The sequence below is a fragment of the Mesorhizobium sp. P2_B11 genome (assembly GCF_056404855.1).
On record NZ_JBFUDF010000005.1, the window covers coordinates 254,292 to 270,929 of the forward strand.

Sequence of the window (16,638 nt, forward strand, 5' to 3'; positions counted from 1 at the left end):
CCGGCCTATTGCACCAGAACGGAGCGGCCGCAGGTCGCGCCGGTCACCCGGACGTCGGCCTGGCCGACACTTACACCGAGCGCTGCGAGCACATTGTAGACCAGTGTGTCGACGGGCGCTGTCACGCTGTTCAGCAGCGCCACCACAGCCGGCTTCACCGTTCCAAGCAGGGCGTTGAGGTTGATCGGCAGTCCCAGCACGTTGGCCGTCAGCGACAGATTGCTGACCAGCGAGGTGGTCAGCGACTGCGTCAGGTTCTGCGTTGAGACGGTCTTGATCGTCTTGGCGGCGATGTCGCTATAGTTGAAGACCAGGTCCGTCGAGTTCATGTTGGTCATCGCAAACGCCGCAGAGCCCTTCACCGACAAGAGCGGGACGAGCAGCAGCCTCACCGCCGCGATTTCGGTGTTGTAGAAGGATTGCGGTTTGGTGAAATCGGCGAAGGCGCCGGGATTGCCGTCGGCGCTGCTGGCTGCGAGATGCGCCTCGACGACACCGGGACGCGTGGCGATGGTGACCTTGATGCTCTCGGGGCCTGTCGGACAGCTTATGTCCGTCAGCTTGGCCTCCGCATAGGCGATTTCGATATGCAGCGGCAGGGTGACGGAGAGCAGGCTGGTGCCGCCGCCGATATTGCTGTTGCCGACGGTGACCGACGCCAGAAGCTTGATGCGTGTCTGCGCGGTGCGCACCACGGTACCGGCCTCGCCGACAGCCAGCCATGGCGACGATTGCATCGGCTCGCCAATGGCGACGTTGAGCGTCGTGGCGGTGAGGCCAGGCACGGTGATGCCCAGGTCGAGCTGGGCCTGGTTGCTGCCGTTGGCAAGCGAGGCCGCGGCCGTCAGCATGCTCATGGCGCTGGCATCGACACCCAGCCCCGACGGCTTTTGCCCAAGAGCCAGGCGCCCGACCGTGCCGAGGTCGACAAGGTGGCTGAGCGGAATCTGGACCGTGCTGGTGGCCTTAGAGGCCACCGACTGCAAGGCCAGTTTGGCCGTGTTGCCCAGCCCCGGGACGTTGGCCATGGCGGTTGCGATCTGGCCGATGCTCGCCTTTGAAGCCAGCACATCCGAATAGGACACACCGGTCATGTTCAACTGAACCGCGAGCGCGTCGACAAAGGAAAGCACGTTGATGTCGGCCGCGATCAGAGAATTATAGTCCATCACGCTGAGCGAGATGTTGCCGCCCACCAGCCCCTTGAGGAGCGCGTTGAGCAGGCCGTCATTGACGGCAAGCAGCCTCGATCCGACCGAAAAGGTCGCCTGCGCCTGGGCGTTTGCGGTGGCCGTCGTGCCGATGACCGGCGGGGCCATGAGCGAGGCGCCGAAATAGAGCGTGCCCTGCTTCTTCAGGAAGACGCGCACGGCGTTGTAGGGCAGCTTGTTCGCCTCGAACCGGCTGCCGGTGGCGATTGAGCTCAAGCCGGTGTAGCGCCCGGGCACAATCTGGACCACCGCCTTGGTGGCTGTCGGCGCGATGGTTGTCCCGGCTTTCTGCACGGTAACGGAGGAGATGCCATTGTCGCTCAGCGTCGTCAGCACCGCCGTTTCGGCGTTGTTGAGATTGGCCGCGGCGGTGATCGCCGCCAGGTCAACGATCGACTGCGCGGCGCGGCGCTCGTTGAACAGCGCACCCTGGTCGACGGCGAACGCCGTCAGCACCAGCGCGACGGGCGCGCTGAGCGCCGTCATGACAGCGAAATTGGCCCGCTGGTCGCGCAGCAGCCGCCGGCATATCTGCCGCATTCCAGCGACGGCACTACGCATCAGATGCCCCCGACCCGGATCGTCGATTGACGGTGAATGGTCATGCCCGGCATCGGCAGATTGGGGAACAGATTCCAGATCGGCAAATTCCGTGCGTCGTAGCTGACCGAGACCACGAACTGACTGCCGCCGGCGACGCTGTCCTTGGCGTCGACCGTCAGTTTCGTGGCATCGACGAAGGGATAACCGTTGACATCGTTGTTGATGAAATTGGTCACCAGCGTCTTGCGCTCAGTGGCGTTCAGTCCCGCAATCGCCGTTCGCGCCGCATCGGCTGCGATTTGCTGGACCGAGTGGCTGGCGCCGAAATAGATGCCATATGCAACCATTCCGAGCAGAAGCAGGATAAACAATGGCGCCAGCATTGCAAATTCGATCGCCGACGTCCCCGAGGCGTTCACCCGGAAACGACACCATAAAGCGCGGATTTTTGGGTTCTGCAGCATACTGCTGAGTATGCCAAACCCCGGTAGCAGAAACAGAAAACCGATAAAGCAACCGCAAGGTGCAGTCAGTTGAAAAGTGCCTGAATTTTAGCTGGCCCTACTTTAGCTGAATACTTCTCACTCAACGTCAAGCGGCGGGCGGTTGAAATAATATTTCCGTCTGTCTAGTCTCCTGCCACCAGCTGCCGGAACGGGAACCGGCGGCGCGCTCAAAGGGGCCAGAATCGGTTCCGGAGCGTCAACACTCGAAAGGCGCGAGCCGCTGGCCGCGCCACAGGGAGAGACTTCATGATGCTGAAAAATATGCTGAAGGCGACGCTGGTCGCCACGACCATGACCTTTGCTGCAGGCACGTTCCTGACGCCGGCCCTTGCCGAGACCGTCTACAACAGAGGCAGCGCCGCCGAAGCCGAGACCGTCGATCCGCACAAGACCTCGACCGTCTACGAAGCCGATATCATTCGCGACCTGTTCCAGGGACTGGTCATGCACGACCAGAAGACGAACCTCATTCCGGGCGCCGCCGAAAGCTGGACCGTGTCCGATGATGGCACCGTCTACACCTTCAAGCTGCGCAAGGACGGCTTGTGGTCGGATGGCAGCCCGGTGACCGCGGACGACTTCGTCTATTCCTTCCGTCGGCTGGAAGATCCGGCCACCGCCGCCGAATACGCCTCCATGCTTTATCCGGTGAAGAACGCCGAGGAGGTCAACACCAAGAAAGGCAAGCCCGAGGATATGGGCGTCAAGGCGATCGACGCCAACACGCTGGAAGTGACGCTGAAGGCGCCGACTCCCTACTTCCTCGAGATGCTGACCCACCAGGCGACCTATCCGGTCAACAAGGCCTCGATCGAAAAGGACGGCGCCGAGTGGATCAAGCCCGGCAAACTCGTTTCGAACGGCGCCTATACGCTGGCCGAGTGGATTCCCAACGACCACATGAAGCTGGTCAAGAATCCGAAATTCTGGGACGCCGCGACCGTCAAGATGGACGTGGTCAACTACATCCCGACAGAAGACCGCTCATCGGCGATGAAGCGCTTCGAAGCCGGCGAACTCGACAGCTACGGCGATCTGCCGACCGAACAGCTCGCCGACCTCAAGACCAAGTTCGGCGATCAGGTCCGTGTCGGGCCGTATCTCGGCACCTACTACTACGCGATCAAGACCGACAAGGCGCCGTGGGACAATGTCGAGCTGCGCAACGCCATCTCGATGGCGATCGACCGCGACTTCCTGGCTGAGAAGGTCTGGCAGAACTCGATGCTGCCGGGCTATTCGATGGTGCCTCCGGGCATCGCGGGCTACACGCCGGCAATGGCCAAATTTGCCGACATGCCGCAGATCGACCGCGAGGATGCCGCCAAGAAAGTCCTCGAGAAGCTCGGCTATACGCCCGAACATCCGCTGAAGATGGAAATCCGCTACAACACTTCGGAAAACCACAAGAACACCGCGGTCGCCATCCAGGAGCAACTGAAGCCGCTCGGCGTCGAGGTCACGCTGCTCAACACCGACACCAAGACCCACTATTCCTTCCTCGAGCAGAAGGGCAGCTACGACGTGGCGCGCGCCGCCTGGATCGCCGACTACAAGGATCCGGAAACCTTCCTTGGCATCTCGCGCAAAGCGAGCGGCAACAACTATTCGAACTATATCAGCCCGGCATATGAGGCGGCCATGGACAAGGCTGCGGCTGCCGGCGGCAAGCCGGAAGAGCGCATGAAGGACCTCACTGAGGCCGAGCGCGTCCTCATCGACGATGTCGGCCAGATCCCGCTTCTCTACTACAGCTTCCACGATATCGTTTCCTCGAAGCTGCATGGCTTCGACGACAATGTGATGGACATCCATCCGTCCCGCTTCGTCTCCAAGGACTAAAATCATCCTTGACTGGACCGCCGCGCCCCATACGGGCGCGGCGGGCTGGTCGGTCATCGCACCGGTCCGAAAGTCGTGCTCGATTTTCGGCAAGCCCGGTGCGAAGATTTGGCGCCGGAGCATGGCAAATGCGTCCGCACGGACGTGATGTCGCTCTGGCCGAAACGGGGCGCCGATGCTGCGATATATTCTCCGGCGGCTTTTGACCGCCATACCGACGCTATTCGTCATCGTGACCATGGCGTTCTTCCTGATACGCGTCGCACCGGGCGGCCCGTTCAATCAGGAGCGGGGCCTCAGCCCCGAGATCAGAGCCAATCTCGAAGCCCAGTTCGGCCTCGGCGATCCGCTCTGGCTGCAATATGCCCACTACCTCGGCAATCTTTTGCGCGGCAATTTCGGGCCGAGCTATAATATGCCGGACTTCACCGTTACCGAATTGTTCAGGGAAGGCCTGCCCATCTCCATCCAACTGGGCTCGTCGGCATTGGTCCTGGCGCTTATGCTCGGCACCTTGCTTGGCATCGTTGCCGCGCTCAACCAGAACAAGCTGGGCGACTATACGGTGATCGCGCTGGCGACCGCCGGCAGCACCATCCCCACGTTCGTCATCGCCCCGATCATCCAGCTAACCTTCGGCCTGAGCTGGAAACTGTTGCCGATCGGCGGCTGGGGCGACGGCGCCTTCATCAACAAGGTCGGGCCGGTGCTGACGCTCGCTTTGCCGCAGATCGCCATCGTCGCCCGCCTGATGCGCGGGTCGATGATCGAGAGCTTGCGCTCGCATCATATCCGCACGGCGCGCGCACTCGGCTTGTCGGACTGGTCTGTGGTGGTCAAGCACGCGCTGCGCGGCGCCATCCTGCCGATCGTTTCCTTCACCGGTCCGGCGGCCGCGGCGCTGCTCACCGGTTCGGTCATCGTCGAGACCATCTTCTCCATTCCCGGTGTCGGTCGCCATTTCGTTGTTGCCGCGCTCAACCGCGACTACACGCTGGTGATGGGAACGGTGGTGGTGGTCGCGCTGTTCACCATCATCTTCAACCTGATCGTCGATGTCATGTACGCCGTCGTCGACCCGAGGGTGCGCTATGACTGATATCGCAGCCACCGCCGCTCCGCCGGCCGTCGTTGGCCGCTCGCTCTGGGGCGATGCCTGGGCACGGCTCAAGGCCAACCGCGCCGCCATGTTCAGCCTCTATTACCTGGCCTTCATCGCTGTCATCAGCGTGTTCGGCCCTTGGCTGGTGCCGCATCAATACACCACCATCTATGCCGACTATGTGCGCACGCCCCCAAGCTTTTCAGCCTATCCGAAGCCCGACATGATCGAGACAGCGCTCATCGACGCGATCAAGCGCATGCGCGTCGATCTCAAGGAGTGGAAGCAGGACGGCAGTCGCGTCACGGTAACCGTTACCTCGACCAAGCCGATCGACGAGCGCAACATCCGCTATCTCGACCGCTCCGATGCCTTCGATGATACCAAGATTGAGAGCAAATCGCCCGACGGGCTCGAATTGACGATGACTGCGTCAGTCAAGCAGCAATATTTCCTGTTCGGCACCGACAACACCGGCCGCGACCTGCTGTCCCGCACGCTGATGGCAGGGCGCATCTCACTGGCGATCGGCCTGCTGGCCGGCTTGGTCGCCGTGGTCATCGGCGTGCTCTACGGCGCTACGGCAGGCTTTTCCGGCGGCAAGATCGACGAGGTGATGATGCGCATCGTCGACGTGCTCTATTCCTTGCCCTTCATCTTCTTCGTCATCATGCTGGTGGTGTTCTTCGGTCGCAACTTCGTGCTGATGTTCCTGGCGGTGGGGGCGGTGCTGTGGCTCGACATGGCGCGCATCGTGCGCGGCCAGGCGCTGTCGATCCGCCGCCAGGAATATGTCCAGGCCGCTGAGGCCATGGGCATCGGCCAGCGCGGCATCCTGATCCGCCATGTCATCCCCAATCTTTTGGGACCGGTGGTGATCTATATGACGCTCCTGGTGCCGCAGGTTATCATCCTGGAAAGCTTCCTGTCTTTCCTCGGCCTTGGCGTGCAGGAGCCGATGACCAGCTGGGGCGTGCTGATCTCGGTCGGCGCCCAGAACATCGGCACCGCCAACTGGCTGCTTTTGTTTCCGGCCTTCTTCCTCGTCTCGACGCTGTTTGCCTTGAATTTCGTCGGCGACGGCCTGCGCGATGCGCTCGACCCAAAGGACCGCTAGATGGCTGCTGCTCCCGAAACGATCCTCAGCGTCAAGGACCTTCGCGTCCGCTTCCGCACGCTCGACGGCGCCGTCGAAGCGGTCAAGGGCATCAACATCCACGTCAATGCCGGCGAGACGGTTGCCGTGGTCGGCGAATCCGGTTCCGGCAAGAGCCAGACCATGATGGCGGCGATGAGCCTGCTCGCTTCGAACGGCGAGGCGACGGGCCATGTCGACTATCGCGGCCGCAATCTGCTGACCATGACCAAGAGCGATCTCAACAAGGTGCGCGGCGCCAAGATCAGCATGATCTTCCAGGAGCCGATGACCTCGCTCGATCCGCTCTATTCGATCGGCAACCAGCTGATGGAGCCGATCCAAAAACATCGCGGGCTGAACACGGCCGAGGCGCGCGAAGAGGCGCTCAAGCTGCTCAGGCTGGTGCATATCCCCGATCCCGAGCGGCGGATGAAATCCTATCCGCACGAAATGTCGGGCGGCCAGCGCCAGCGCGTCATGATCGCCATGGCGCTGGCCAACGATCCCGACATCCTGATCGCCGACGAGCCGACGACGGCGCTCGACGTCACCATCCAGGCGCAGATCCTGATGCTGCTCGCCGAACTGCAGCGCAAGCTCGGCATGGCCATCGTCTTCATCACCCACGATCTCGGCATCGTCCGACGCTTCGCCGACCGCGTCTATGTCATGCGCTATGGCGAGGTGGTCGAGGAGGGCGAGGCCGAAGCGCTGTTCGCCAACCCGCAGCATGCCTATACGAAAATGCTGCTCGCCGCCGAGCCGACCGGCACCAAGTCGCCGCCGCCGGCCAATGCGCCGGTGCTGCTCGAGGGCCGTAATGTCGAGGTGACCTTCAAGATCGGCGGCGGCTTCCTTGCTGGTGATCCACTACTGCTACGCGCCGTCGACCACATTTCGATCCGGCTGAAGCGCAACCAGACCATCGGCATCGTCGGCGAATCCGGATCGGGAAAATCGACGCTCGGCCGCGCGCTGCTCAGGCTCTTGCCGAGCGATGGCGTCATCCGCTTCGGCGACCGTGATATTTCCACCGCCGACCGCCAGGCGATGCGGCCGCTGCGGCGCGAGATGCAACTCGTCTTCCAGGATCCGTTCGGCTCGCTGTCGCCGCGCATGACCGTCGGCCAGGTGATCACCGAAGGGCTGCTGGTGCATGAGCCGAACCTGTCAGGCAAGCAGCGCGATCAACGCGCGGTCGAGGCCTTGCTCGAGGTCGGCCTCGATCCCAACGCGCGCAACCGCTACCCGCACGAATTCTCCGGCGGTCAGCGCCAGCGCATCGCCATTGCGCGCGCCATGATCCTGAAGCCCAAATTGGTGGTGCTGGACGAGCCGACCTCGGCCCTCGACCGCTCGGTGCAGAAACAGATCGTCGAACTGCTGCGCAAGCTGCAGGCCGACCACGAACTGTCCTATCTCTTCATCAGCCACGATCTCGCGGTCGTGCGCGCCATGGCCGACTACATCATCGTCATGAAACAGGGCAAGATCGTCGAGGAAGGCCCGACCGAAGAGATCTTCAGCAACCCACAGGCGGGCTACACGCAGACGCTGATGGCTGCAGCGATCGATGTCACGCGGTTTCGGTTGAGTGCTTGAGGTTGCGGGATACCTCACTATGAGATTATTGTTGATCAAGATATCGCAATGTGGGATATTTTTGCCGCGCGAATAGGAAGCGGCAATGAGCATCCACTACTTCACCACGCCCAAGGGCGACGAAATGGCGGTCCTGCCGCGTGCAGAGCTCGATGCGCTGCGAGACCGGGCTGCGCGTGCCCGCGAGGTGGCGAGCTACAGGGCCGGCGAGGCTCCTGGCTTCACCGCCGAGGAGGCTCTCGCCTTTACCAATGCCGCATCGCCGCTAGCTTTCTGGCGGGGGAGAAGGAGCAAGACTCAGACGGCCCTGGCGGCGGAAGTCGGCATTTCACAAAACATGCTGTCAGCGATCGAGAACGGCAAGCGCGGCGGTGATGTCGGACTATGGCTGCGACTGTCGCGCGCGCTGGGGGTGCCTGTCGATCAGCTGGTTGACGAGGACTGAATGGATGCGCCGGCGCGCTTGATCGGACTTGTCGGGCGAACCTAAACCACGCAGCTCGGCTATCCTGTCGACGTCGAACACCGGTTGGCTCTTGTCGCGACGAGCGCATCTTGTTGTTGCTTCAGCTTTTCGATCCTGGCCGTCTCCCGGTTGGCGACAGCGGTCTTCACGCGTGCGCCGCCGAGCAGCCAGTTCGGCACGCTGGTGTTGGCAACCTTGCCGCGGGTGATGGCGGTTTGCGAGATCTCGCGCGCGATATCGCCGACGGCAGTGTTGAGCTCAGCGCAGGTCATGCTGTCGTATTTCGCCGCGTTGACCGTACCACCCAGCGATGAGCAACCTGCCGCCAGGGACAGAACAAGCAGCGCTGACAGCCGGCCTGCGCTCGAAATCAACAAATTCATCTTCCGCACACCTCGTTCCCAGCCGCTGTTTCGGCGGCAGTCCTATTATCGAGGTAGCGCAGATGGTTGTCGCGTCAAAATACCATGCCGACACCGGACGCCGATGCGGCGGATTTGCCCTTGAGCTATCTTGTGGGGGTGTCGGGAGAAACAAACACCTAAGTGTCTGTTTTTTCTGGTCGGAGTGGCAGGATTTGAACCTGCGACCCCCTCGTCCCGAACGAGGTGCGCTACCAGGCTGCGCTACACTCCGTGACCAGACCGCGGGCTTATAGCTGCCGTACTTCGTTCCTGCAAGCGGCAATGGCAGCGCTTCTGTCGCATTTCGTTGGCTTTCGTCGGGCATTGCCGCAAAGCTTGAATTTCCCGCCGCGGATAAACCCGGCTTAAAGCCTTGCGTGCTAGGGAGCAGCCTCGACAAATCGTGTTTTCGCCATCTGGAGCTCTGCTGTCTTGCCCCTGAAAATCGTAGGTGACGCCCGGCCCAACAGCTTCGAATTCGAAACCGCAGCGCTGATCAAGGCGTCGGGATTTCGCGAATACGATGCGCGCTGGTGGTTCGGTCACCCCGGCTCCGCGCAGCCGCCGGAGCTGAACCTGATCGGCGTCCAGGCGCTCGGCATGGGTCTGGGCACGTTGATTCGGCGTCTTGGCGCCGGGCCAGACATTGTCACCGGCCACGATTTCCGTGCCTATTCGCTCGGCATCAAGCTGGCCCTGGTGTCCGGCCTGATGGCTGCGGGCGCCAAGGTAAAAGACATCGGCCTCGCACTGTCGCCGATGGCCTATTTCGCCCAGTTCGCCCTCGACACACCGTCCGTCGCCATGGTCACGGCGTCGCACAACGAAAACGGCTGGACCGGGGTCAAGATGGGCGCGGCGCGGCCGCTGACCTTTGGCCCGGAGGAGATGAGCGCGCTGAAACAGATCGTGCTGTCGGGCGATTTCGATCTTGCCGGCGGCGGCTCCTACGATTTCGTCTCCGGTTTTCGCGAGACCTATCTCGACGATCTGGTCGGCAACAAGCGCATCGCGCGCAAGCTCAGGGTTGTGGCCGCATGCGGCAACGGCACCGCCGGTGCCTTCGCGCCGCAGGCGATGGAGCGCATCGGCTGTGAGGTCATCCCGCTCGACGTCGAGCTCGACCACACGTTTCCGCGCTACAACCCGAACCCGGAGGACATGCAGATGCTGCACGCCATCCGCGACAAGGTGCTGGAGACCGGTGCCGATGTCGGACTGGGCTTCGATGGCGACGGCGACCGTTGCGGCGTGGTCGACAATGAGGGCAACGAGATTTTTGCCGACAAGGTCGGCGTCATGCTCGCGCGGGACATCTCTAGCCAATATCCCGGCTCGACCTTCGTCGTCGACGTCAAGTCGACGGGCCTGTTCCACACCGACAGCGTTCTGCGCACCAATGGCGCGAGCACAGACTACTGGAAGACCGGTCATTCCTACATCAAGCGCCGCGTCGCCGAACTCGGCGCCGTCGCCGGTTTCGAGAAGTCGGGCCATTTCTTCTTCAACCCGCCGATCGGCCGCGGCTACGATGATGGTCTCATCACGGCAATAGCCATTTGCGAGATGCTCGACCGCAACCCGAAAAATTCGATGGCCGACCTCTACCGCGCGCTGCCGCTGACCTATGGCACGCCGACCATGTCGCCGCATTGCGCCGACGAGGTGAAATACGGCGTCGTCGAGCGGGTGGTTGCGGATTTTCAGGCGATGCAGCGCGTTGGCGAAACATTTGCCGGCCAGAAGATCGCCGATCTGATCACCGTCAACGGCGTACGCGTTGTGGCCGAGGATGGCACCTGGGGCCTGGTGCGGGCGTCGTCGAACAAGCCGGAGCTTGTCGTGGTCGTCGAAAGCCCGGTATCGTCCGACCGTCGCCGGCAGATGTTCGAGGCCGTCGATGCCGTGCTGCGCCGCAGCCCGGATGTCGGCGCCTACAACCAGACCTTTTAGGATCAGCGGTTGGCCGCCGCTGATGCCTGCCCAAGCACACTCCAATCGAACTCTCGTGCCCAATCGGCAAAACTGTGCCAGCGGACCTCCGGGAATTCCTTGCGCAAGGCGCCGATGTCCACGTCGTAGCCGATGCGGTCGAACCATTCGAACATCAGCGCGGCGTCCGCGCTCTGCTGGCGTGCCACGGCGATCGGGATTTCCTGATAGCGGATCGGGCGGCCAATGGCCTGCGACAGGATTTTCGCCTCGTCGTCACCCGACAGTTCGTCCCCGGCGAAATCGAAGCGCTTGCCGAACACCTGTTCTCGCCGCTCTGCCAAGGCCGCAACGAAGGCGCCGATGTCAGCCAGAGCGACCAGCTGGAGGGGCCGCTTCGGCGGCACCGCGAAGGCATAAGTGCCTTGGCTGAGCGCGCTGATCGACCATGGCGCGACGACATTCTCCATGAAGGCAACCGGCGCGCTGATCGTGTAGGGGATGCCGAGCTCGACGACATGTTTTTCGACGAGATACTTGCTGTCGAAATGCGGAATGCCGGTTTTCTTGTCTGCACTGGCAACTGATGAATAGATCAGATGCCCGACGCCGGCAGCCTTCGCCGCATCGGCGGCAAGGATCCCTTGCCGGGTTTCTTCTTCCATGCCGGCCTCATAGCTGTTGCCCATCAGGAACATGGTGTCGACGCCTCCGGCGGCCCTCACGACGGAGGCTCCATCGGCGAGATCGCCGGCCACCACCTCGACGCCCGCCGCCGCCAAATGCCGAGCGGCTTCGCTGTCTGGCTTGCGCGTCAGCGCCTTCACCCGATTTCCTTTCGACAGCAGGGCGCGCGCCACGGCGCCGCCTTGCTGGCCGGTAGCGCCGGTCACCAGAATGCTTCGTTTGCTGATCATCTCGTCTGCTCCTTTTTGTTCGCTGGAGTAGAATTAGGGTCTGTCGCATTGATGCATTATTACCTATAATTGGAAAACATCGTCCCGTTTTTGGATACAATGCTCGACCTCAACGACATCGTCGTATTTGCGCGCGTCGTCGAAGCTGGCAGCTTCACGGCTGCGGCGCGCTTGTTGGCCATGCCCAAGACGACAGTCAGCCGCCGCATTGCCGCGCTCGAACGCGAGGTGGGGGTCCGCCTGCTGCAGCGCACGACGCGCAGCCTCAACATGACGGATGCCGGGCGCCTCTATTACGAGCAGAGCAGCCAGGCGCTGCGGACGATCGAGGAAGCCAATCTGCGTCTTGCCGAAACCAGGGCGGAGCCGTCGGGCACGATTCGCATTTCGGCCCCGGTCGGCTTTAGCGGCCATTTCCTTATCGGCGCCGTCGTCGACTTCCTCGCAATGTATCCAAAGACCAAGGTCGAGCTCCGCCTGACCGACGACAGGCTCAATCTGGTCGAGGACGGTATCGATCTCGCTTTCCGCACCGGTGCGCTCCAGGATTCGACGCTGATCGCCCGCAAGCTCGGCTCCGCGCACAGGCTGCTTTGTGCCAGCCCGGACTATCTCGCCCGGTACGGCATGCCGGAAAGCCCGACGGACCTCACGCACCATCAATGTGTCATCGCAGGCCCTACGGCTTCAGGCGCTCATTGGGTGCTGGACGGGCCAGGTGGGCAGGAAATGATTGTTGTGGCCGGGCGCTTCGCCGCCAATGAAATGCAGGCGGTCGTCGCGGCAACGCTCGCAGGCTTTGGCATCGCCCAATTGCCCCAGGCGATCGTCGAAGGACCGATCAATGACGGGCGCCTGCAGCGTGTTCTCAAGGCCTACACAACACCGGCCAGCGGTCTGCATGTCCTCTATCCGAGCAGCCGCCACCTTTCGCCCGTGGTCAAGGCCTTCATCGAGCTGGCAGCCGAGCGGATTTCCAGCCAGGTAAACACGGCTTAAAGGCATGCGTGCTACCCAATCGACCAACAACCCTTGAGCACGAGACGCGAATGACCGAGCGCATTGTCAGTTTTGTCATGAGTGGAGGCGTCGGTTCGCGGCTGTGGCCGCTGTCGCGTGAGGACAATCCAAAGCAGTTCCACGATTTTTCCGGCGACGGCTCGATGCTGGCCAAGACCCTGCGCCGGCTGACGGCGCGACCGGAAGGCGAAACGCCGATCTTCCTGATCGCCGCCGAGCGCCATGCCGAGCGCGTCCATGCCGACCTTGCCGGCCTCGACCTTTCAGGCGGCGGCCCGCTGTTCGAGCCGACCGGGCGCAACACCGCCGCCGCCGTCGCGCTGGCCGCCCTGCGCACGCTCTCCGAATATGGCGACAGTCTGGTGTTGGTCGTGCCGTCCGACCACGAGATCGCCACGCCCAAGCAATTCTGGCAGAGCGTCGAGGCGGGCAGCAAGGCAGCCCTTGCCGGCCGGCTGGTGGTGTTCGGCATCAAGCCGACGCAGCCTGAGACCGGCTACGGCTATATCGAGGTTGCAGCCGAAAGCGGTGGCGTCTTCGATGTCTCGCGCTTCGTCGAAAAGCCCGACCTCGCCACCGCGCAGAGCTACCTCAAAGCCGGCACCTTTTACTGGAACACCGGCATCTTCCTGTTTCGCGCCGGCGCCATGCGCGACGCCTTCGCGGCCTTCCAGCCGGATATCTGGCTTGCCACCGAAGCCGCCTACAAAGCGGCGACGTCGGATCTGTCCGGCCTCTATATGCCGCTGGACCTCTACGCCGCCATCCCGTCGAACTCGATCGACTACGCCATCATGGAACGGGCCAAGGATATCGCCATGGTGCCGGCCGGCTTCCGCTGGAACGATCTCGGCTCCTGGCAGTCGCTGCTCGATGTCGGCCCCGCTGACGCCAAGGGCAATGTGCTTGTCGGCGATGTCGTCGCCATCGACTGCGAGAACTCCTACATCAGAAGCGATGGCCGGCTGCTGTCGGCGATCGGCATGAAGGATGTCGCCATCGTCTCGACGGCGGACGCCACCTTCGTCGCGCCGGTCAGCCACAGCCAGCATGTGAAGAAGATCGTCGAGCAGCTGGAAAAATCGGGACGGCTGGAAACACGATTCACGCCGGCGCATGATCGCGTCATCGAAAGCGGCGCCTGGCGGCGGCGTGTGCATCACTGGTTGTTCGAGGAGACCTTGCCGCTGTGGTCGACGGCAGGCGTCGACGAGCGCCATGGCGGTTTTCATGAGGCGCTCGGCTTCGATGCCCAGCCGCTGATGAAGCCCAAGCGCATGCGCACCATGGCCAGGCAGGTCTATGCCTTCGCCGTCGCCAAGGCGCGCGGCTGGGACGGTCCGGCGGATCGCCTGATTGCCCATGGCATCGCCTTCATGGCCGGCAAGGGCCGCACCGAAAAAGGCGGCTGGGTGCGCACGCTCAACGTCAACGGTTCCGTCGCCGACACCACCGAGGACGCCTACGACCATTCCTGCGTGCTGCTGGCGCTGGCGCACGCGCATATGTGCGGTAACCCGGAGGCGCTGCGGCTGGGTGAGGAAACCTTTTCCTTCCTCGATGCGCATCTCGAGGACAGCCGCATGACCGGCTTTCTCGAAACGTCGGACGGCGAGGGCGAGCGGCGCTCCAACCCGCATATGCATCTGCTCGAAGCCTTCCTCGCCTGGTACGAGGCGACAGGCGACCGCACCTATCTGCGCCGCGCCGCCCGCATCATCGACCTCTTCCGCAGCCATTTCTTCGACGCCGAGAGCTGGACGCTCGGCGAGTATTTCGACGCTGGCTGGAAACCGGCTGCCGGCGAGAAGGGCACTTGGACCGAGCCCGGCCACCATTTCGAATGGGCCTCGCTGCTCACCGACTTCGCCGCCCGCAGCGGCCAGAGCGAGCTGAGCACTTTTGCCCGCAAGCTCTATGCCTCGGCCATCGCCAACGGCCTCAACCGCGCCACCGGCCTTGCTTACGGCGCGGTCTCAAGACAGGGCCTGCCGCTCGACCTTGTCTCGCGCAGCTGGCCACAGGCCGAAGCGATCAAGGCAGCGATTGCATTGGATGGTTCGGGCGGCCCCGACCTCAAGCCCGAGATCGAGGCGCGCGTCGGCCGTCTGTTCCGCTGGCACATCGACCCGGCCCCGCTCGGCCTGTGGATCGACCGCATCGACGAACGCGGCCGTTCGCTGGCGAGTGATGTGCCGGCGAGCATCTTCTATCACCTGGTCTGCGCGCTGACGCAGTATCTGGATGGAACGGCGCAGAAGGGGTGAGGCGTTGAAGCTGCTAATCTCCCCCCTTGCGGGGGAGATGCCTGGCAAGGCAGAGAGGGGTGCTGTCCCGCCGACGTCTCAGCTACTCGAAGATTAGACCAAAGGTTGGCGATCCGGCACACCCCCCTCTGGCCTGCCGGCCATCTCCCCCGCAAGGGGGGGGATCAGCCGTCACTTCGGCTTTCGCCAATCGCCTTCTCAATACGGGCTCGCCACATCCCCCGTCTCGACATACACCGCCTTCAGCTGCGAATAGAGCGCCAGCGCAGCCAGCGAATTTTCCCGCCCGATGCCGGACTGCTTCACCCCGCCGAAGGGAATTTCCACCGGTGTCAGATTGTAGGCGTTGATCCAGCAAGTGCCAGCCTGCAGCTCGGCGATTACCCGATGCGCACGCTGCAGGTCGCGAGTAAACACGCCGGCGGCAAGGCCGAATTCGGTGTCGTTGGCGCGGTCGATGACCTCGTCTTCGCCGTCGAATTTCAGCACGCTCATCACCGGCCCGAAAATCTCCTCACGCGCAATGCGCATATTGTCGGTGACGCCGGTGAACACCGTGGGCTCGACGAAGAAGCCGCCATCGAACCCTTGCAGCGACGGCACATTGCCGCCGCAGGCGAGGGTTGCTCCATCCTGCTGGCCGGCCTTGATGTAGGAAACGACCTTCTCCTGCTGCGCCTTGTTGACCAGCGGGCCCATCTGCGTCTCGGGATCGAGCGGATCGCCGATGCGGATCTTTTTCGTCCGCTCGACCAGCCGGTCGACGAAGCGGTCATGGATGCCGCTTTGCACGAACACGCGCGTGCCGTTCGAGCAAATCTGTCCGGTCGAATAGAAATTGCCGAGCATGGCGCCGCCGATGGCGTTTTCGAGATCGGCATCATCGAAGACGATCAGCGGCGACTTGCCGCCGAGCTCCATCGTCGCGTGCTTCATCTTCGAGCCGGCAAGCGATAGCACCTTGCGGCCGGTCGGCACCGAGCCGGTCACCGAAACCTTGGCAACGACATCGTGGCCGACGAGGCCGGCGCCGACATCGCCATAGCCCTGCACGACGTTGAACAGCCCGTCGGGCAGGCCGGCCTCCGAGTAGATCTCGGCCAGCGCCAGCGCCGACAGCGGCGTGTTTTCCGACGGCTTGAACACCATGGCGTTGCCCATGGCGAGTGCGGGGGCGGATTTCCAGCCGGCGATCTGGATCGGATAGTTCCAGGCGCCGATGCCGACGCAAACGCCAAGCGCCTCGCGGCGCGTATAGGCAAAGGGACCGCCGAGATCGATGGCCTCGCCGTTGAAGGCGGCGACCGCGCCGCCGAAATATTCGAGGCAATCGGCAGCCGAGGGCGCGTCCGCCACCAGCGTCTCCTGGATCGCCTTGCCGGTATCGAGCGTCTCGATGCGGGCGAGATCGGCGTTGCGGGCGCGCAGAATGTCGGCGGCGCGGCGCAGGATGCGGCCGCGCTCCACCTGCTTCATCCGCGCCCAGGCCGGTTGTGCCGCGCGCGCTGCTTCGATGGCGAGCTCCAGCACATTCGGCGTCGCCGAATGCAGCGTGGCGATGACCTCGCCGGTCGCCGGATAGATCACCGGCAACGGCGCGCCGCCTTCGTCCTCGATGTAGCGGCCGTTGACATAGTGCGATGCCGTTGGCTGGGCGCGCATGCTCTTCTCCAATGATTTTCGCTGGG

Annotated in this window: 13 protein-coding genes and 1 tRNA gene; 8 read left to right on the forward strand and 6 right to left on the reverse strand. The window is 63.0% G+C overall.

Annotated elements, in window-relative coordinates; genetic code table 11:
- Positions 1–5 precede the first annotated feature (5 nt).
- On the reverse strand, positions 6–1,772 hold the full coding sequence (locus tag AC1DYJ_RS17885) for a pilus assembly protein TadG-related protein (protein WP_477285662.1): 1,767 nt from the start codon (positions 1,770–1,772) through the stop codon (positions 6–8).
- Positions 1,772–2,137 (reverse strand): TadE/TadG family type IV pilus assembly protein, encoded by a 366-nt coding sequence (locus AC1DYJ_RS17890; protein ID WP_477285663.1) that lies wholly within the window; start codon positions 2,135–2,137, stop codon positions 1,772–1,774. The genes AC1DYJ_RS17885 and AC1DYJ_RS17890 overlap by 1 nt, the downstream gene beginning before the upstream one ends.
- 372 nt (positions 2,138–2,509) lie before the next feature.
- On the opposite strand from AC1DYJ_RS17890, the gene AC1DYJ_RS17895 reads away from it, so the two are divergent.
- From AC1DYJ_RS17895 to AC1DYJ_RS17915, 5 genes are all read left to right on the forward strand, one after another.
- Positions 2,510–4,102 carry a peptide ABC transporter substrate-binding protein gene (locus AC1DYJ_RS17895; protein ID WP_477285925.1) on the forward strand — a complete coding sequence of 531 codons (1,593 nt, stop codon included), beginning with the start codon at positions 2,510–2,512 and terminating at the stop codon, positions 4,100–4,102.
- Between the two features lie 175 nt (positions 4,103–4,277).
- A complete protein-coding gene (locus tag AC1DYJ_RS17900; protein ID WP_477285665.1) occupies positions 4,278–5,201 on the forward strand; it encodes an ABC transporter permease subunit in 924 nt (307 codons plus the stop codon).
- Positions 5,194–6,321 (forward strand): ABC transporter permease, encoded by a 1,128-nt coding sequence (locus tag AC1DYJ_RS17905; protein WP_477285667.1) that lies wholly within the window; start codon positions 5,194–5,196, stop codon positions 6,319–6,321. The genes AC1DYJ_RS17900 and AC1DYJ_RS17905 overlap by 8 nt, the downstream gene beginning before the upstream one ends.
- Positions 6,322–7,944, forward strand: a complete 1,623-nt coding sequence (locus AC1DYJ_RS17910; RefSeq protein WP_477285668.1) for an ABC transporter ATP-binding protein — start codon at positions 6,322–6,324, stop codon at positions 7,942–7,944.
- Positions 7,945–8,029: 85 nt separating this feature from the next.
- Positions 8,030–8,389, forward strand: coding sequence for a helix-turn-helix transcriptional regulator (locus AC1DYJ_RS17915; RefSeq protein ID WP_477285670.1), 360 nt, complete (start codon positions 8,030–8,032; stop codon positions 8,387–8,389).
- A gap of 59 nt (positions 8,390–8,448) precedes the next feature.
- Here AC1DYJ_RS17915 and AC1DYJ_RS17920 read toward each other — a convergent pair whose 3' ends face one another.
- Complete coding sequence (locus AC1DYJ_RS17920) at positions 8,449–8,793, reverse strand: hypothetical protein (protein WP_477285671.1); 345 nt, start codon at positions 8,791–8,793, stop codon at positions 8,449–8,451.
- 176 nt (positions 8,794–8,969) lie between these two features.
- Positions 8,970–9,046: transfer RNA gene (locus AC1DYJ_RS17925), tRNA-Pro, on the reverse strand.
- Between the two features lie 200 nt (positions 9,047–9,246).
- Here AC1DYJ_RS17925 and AC1DYJ_RS17930 point away from each other — a divergent pair.
- Positions 9,247–10,767 (forward strand): phosphomannomutase/phosphoglucomutase, encoded by a 1,521-nt coding sequence (locus AC1DYJ_RS17930; RefSeq protein WP_477285673.1) that lies wholly within the window; start codon positions 9,247–9,249, stop codon positions 10,765–10,767.
- A 2-nt stretch (positions 10,768–10,769) separates the two neighbouring features.
- Here the strand turns inward: AC1DYJ_RS17930 and AC1DYJ_RS17935 are convergent, their stop codons facing one another.
- Entirely contained in the window at positions 10,770–11,663 is an 894-nt protein-coding gene (locus AC1DYJ_RS17935; RefSeq protein WP_477285675.1) for an NmrA/HSCARG family protein, read from the reverse strand.
- Positions 11,664–11,762: 99 nt separating this feature from the next.
- Here AC1DYJ_RS17935 and AC1DYJ_RS17940 point away from each other — a divergent pair, with 99 nt between their 5' ends.
- Entirely contained in the window at positions 11,763–12,662 is a 900-nt protein-coding gene (locus AC1DYJ_RS17940; RefSeq protein WP_477285677.1) for a LysR family transcriptional regulator, read from the forward strand.
- Between the two features lie 50 nt (positions 12,663–12,712).
- Positions 12,713–14,950 carry a mannose-1-phosphate guanylyltransferase/mannose-6-phosphate isomerase gene (locus AC1DYJ_RS17945; RefSeq protein ID WP_477285679.1) on the forward strand — a complete coding sequence of 746 codons (2,238 nt, stop codon included), beginning with the start codon at positions 12,713–12,715 and terminating at the stop codon, positions 14,948–14,950.
- A gap of 198 nt (positions 14,951–15,148) precedes the next feature.
- On the opposite strand, the gene betB is transcribed toward AC1DYJ_RS17945, so the two are convergent.
- Positions 15,149–16,612, reverse strand: a complete 1,464-nt coding sequence (gene betB / locus AC1DYJ_RS17950) for a betaine-aldehyde dehydrogenase (RefSeq protein WP_477285681.1) — start codon at positions 16,610–16,612, stop codon at positions 15,149–15,151.
- Positions 16,613–16,638 lie beyond the last annotated feature (26 nt).